Genomic DNA, 3,296 nt, shown 5'->3' with positions numbered 1-3,296 from the left:
GGCGGCGGCGGGAATCCAATCATCGCCTGAGACTAGAAGGCGCCGGGGTCGGGCGCCAACGGCATTGTCAGCCCGAAATTGGCGGGCGGTTAGAACGTACCGGCTAGCCGATGGTGATGACCCGCTCCGCCAACCCGCTTCGCTATTTCGACAGCTCGTCCAAGGTGATCCGGCTGGTGGTGCTGAAATCCTACGTGACAAAGACGCGGGACAAGGCGGCCACCCTCACCTTCATCAAGCCAGCCATGAAGCAGATCGGCAGCACCGACCGTCAGGAGGTGGGCCGTTGGCTGAACAACAGGGCGGAGAACTCACACCAACCGCTCCGACGACGACAACGGGCGATGGAGCGATTTCGGAGGATGAAGACACGCCATAAATTCGGCGCGGTACACGGCACAGTCCACAACCACTTCAATCAGCAACGCCATCTCATCAGCCGCAATCTCTACCGCGAACGATGCGAGCGCTTCGTCCCGGGTCATCCGCATCATCCCCAAATCTGCGCGATCACTTGCGCCGCGCATTGTCCGTCACGAAGTGCCAGTCGCGCGAGCCAAGGCCCTCGCCATCATGCCGCCACGTAGGCCCCGCCATTGGCGTGAATCACCTGACCCTGGACAAATTCCGCGGCCGGGCTGAGCAGGAACTCGACCACGGCGGCATAGTCGCTGTCGCGGCTGAGGCGGCCGGACGGATGGGTTCGCGCGGCGCGGTCGAGGATTCGCGTGGCGGCGTCCTCGCCCCCGACCATCCCCGCCACGGAACCGGTGTCCACCAGACCGGGAGCGACGGCGTTAATCGTCACGCCCCGTGGCGCCAGTTCCGGCACCAAGTATCGCACGAGGCTTTCCGCAAGGGCCTTGCCCACCCCTAGGGCGGCGTAGTTCGGCTGAGCTGTTCGCGCGCCGGCGCTGGAAATGAAGACGACAGCACTGCCGCGCTCCAGCAGGGGAAGCGCCTTCTGGACCAGATAGAGCAGGGACAGACCGTTGACCTGGATGGCCTGGGTGAATTGGACCAGGTCGGCTTGAAGCAGGGATGTGGGATAGATCATGGCCGCGCTGTGGACCAGCCGCAGCGGACCGGAAGCGACCTTGGCCACCGCGGCCATGAGTTCGGCCGCGCCGTCAATCTCGCCGATATCGACCCTGACGGTGAGCACCGCCGCCCCGACAGCCGTCAGGCGAGACCGCGCCGCGTCGGCGGCCGCGTCGTCGGTGCGATAGGCCAGGACCAGCGGCTCGCCGGCCCGCGCCAGGCGTTCCGCGATCGCCAGGCCGATGCCCTTGGTTCCCCCCGTCACGACGACCGTCATGACGCCGCCACCGCGGCGTTGGCGGCCGGCGCCGGGGCGGCATCCATGGACGGATAGAGGGTCGGCATCGTCTTCCCCTTTTTTGCGAGGTGTTCGGCGCTGGACTGGGTCAGTCGGCCACGCGGATCAGCATCTTTCCGCTGTTCTTCCCGGAGAACAGCCCGATCAGCCCCTCCGGCGCGCGCTCGAACCCGTCCAGCACCGTCTCCTGGTACTTGATCTTGCCGGCCTTCAGCCAAGCGGTCATGTCCTCGATGAACTGAGCGTTCAGGTGAGGAAAGTCACTGGCCACGAAGCCTTCCATGCGCACCCGGCCGTAGATCAGGTTAAATAGGTTCCGCACGCCCTCGCCGCCTCCGTTATAGGTGGAGATCATGCCGCAGACCGGGATGCGACCGCGGACGTTCATGCGGGGCAGGGCGGCGTCCAGGTGCGCGCCGCCGACATTCTCGAAATAGACGTCGACGCCCTTGGGCGTGGCCGCCTTCAGCGCCTCGGCCAGGTTCTCGGCGTGATAGTCGATGGCGGCGTCCAGGCCGGCCTCGTCCAGCAACCAGGCCTTTTTTTCCGCTGACCCGGTGGAGCCCACCACATAGCAGCCCTTCAGTTTGGCGATCTGGGCCACCACGGACCCTACGGCGCCCGCCGCGGTGGAGACGAACACCTGCTCGCCGTCCTTCAGGGCGCCGGTCTCCAGCAGACCGCCATAAGCGGTGATGCCGGTGCCGCCCAGAGCGTGCATGTAGACGCTGAGCGGCAGGTCGGGGTCCGGCTTCAGCACCGCGACGCCTCGGCCGTCGCTGACGAACAGCTCCTGCATGCCGCCGCTGTGGCGCACCAGGTCGCCCTCGCGGAACTTCGCATTGTTGGACTGCGTCACCCGACCTAAGCCGCCGCCCAGCATGGGGGCGTCAAGGGGCTGATCGGCGTCCAGGCGAGGCCGCATGTAGGGGTCCACCGACATCAGCACATTGGCCACCTGGATCTCGCCCTCGCCGGCGTCGCGGACCTCGACGTCCACCACGGCGAAGTCGGTGGGGACGGGCACGCCCACGGGGCGCGTGACGAGCTGAATCTGGCGGGCAGTGGTCATATGAGGTCCCTCAAAAATCGGATTCAAACAATTGTTTGGACGATAGCGAACACCGGTCGGCTGTGCCAGGCATCCGTTGGCTCCACGGCTGCAACGGTGCGGGAAAGCAGCGTCTTCTTCTGTAACGATCCCCGCGAGCGACAATTCCTGAGGGCCGCCACTGACAAATCCAAAGAGCCGTCCCGCCAGCTGTCCCAGTAGGACTGCCCCTAGATTCTGTCACTCGCCACGAGAAACTGTCACTTCGCCTATCTCTTAAAGGGGGTCCGGGGGTATTTTCGGTGACATTTCGGACGTCATCCGGCTGTCACTCCGGATCTCATTGCGTCACTCGCGTCGCAGATGCGACCTGCCTGGTGACAACTGGTGACTATGGCTGTCACTACGTCGCGCTCTCACCGGCCACGTAGGCTCGGCATGACGGGTCCCTGTCGCTCACACCCTGCACGTCCTTCGATTTATTAAAGCCGCAGACACCGGCGCCAACAGTGCCGGGGGTGCCGTCCTTTAATCGAAAATACGCGCACCCCCCGCAGGTGCCTTCCCGCCGGTGATGCATAAGCTGCTGCACGATCGGGTGGTGTTCGGGCGAGGTCGGCGCCGGAGGCGTCAAGTCGGGTAGAAGGAAGGTGGCCGTTCCGTAGGCCCGGACCATGGCGACGTCGCAAAGCATCATGGCGAAGGAGTGGTGCGGATCCTTGCCTCGCTTCTCGACCTTTCGCCGGTACCGTCGCTCCTTCTCGTTCACCCGCTCCGTGACCAGGGCCGTGCTCATCAGGTGCGGAAACACTCGATCCTTGAGGATTGGAGCGTGGAACCATGAGTCCTTCTCTCGGACGTCCTGGGTAAGGGCCATCGGATCTGGAAACAGGCACGCGTGAGCCG

General features: G+C 64.8%; 4 protein-coding genes. 1 reads left to right on the top strand and 3 read right to left on the bottom strand.

What is annotated here, in order from left to right; translation table 11 throughout:
• Nucleotides 1-116 precede the first annotated feature (116 nt).
• Entirely contained in the window at nt 117-587 is a 471-nt protein-coding gene (locus tag ACLL81_RS10140) for a DDE-type integrase/transposase/recombinase (RefSeq protein ID WP_411288219.1), read from the top strand.
• On the opposite strand, the gene ACLL81_RS10135 is transcribed toward ACLL81_RS10140, so the two are convergent.
• The 3 genes from ACLL81_RS10135 to ACLL81_RS10125 all read right to left on the bottom strand — a co-directional run.
• On the bottom strand, nt 572-1,318 hold the full coding sequence (locus tag ACLL81_RS10135) for an SDR family NAD(P)-dependent oxidoreductase (protein WP_411288218.1): 747 nt from the start codon (nt 1,316-1,318) through the stop codon (nt 572-574). The two genes, ACLL81_RS10140 and ACLL81_RS10135, sit on opposite strands and share 16 nt — an antisense overlap.
• A 109-nt stretch (nt 1,319-1,427) precedes the next feature.
• Complete coding sequence (locus tag ACLL81_RS10130; RefSeq protein WP_411288217.1) at nt 1,428-2,411, bottom strand: NADP-dependent oxidoreductase; 984 nt, start codon at nt 2,409-2,411, stop codon at nt 1,428-1,430.
• Nucleotides 2,412-2,793: 382 nt separating this feature from the next.
• On the bottom strand, nt 2,794-3,296 hold a 503-nt coding region (locus ACLL81_RS10125; protein ID WP_411288216.1), incomplete at its 5' end, for a hypothetical protein.

Source organism: Phenylobacterium sp., from assembly GCF_046590535.1.
Classification (GTDB): Bacteria; Pseudomonadota; Alphaproteobacteria; order Caulobacterales; family Caulobacteraceae; genus Phenylobacterium.
Note: the sequence above shows the minus strand (reverse complement) of the source record. Positions and strands in the feature narration are given on the sequence as shown.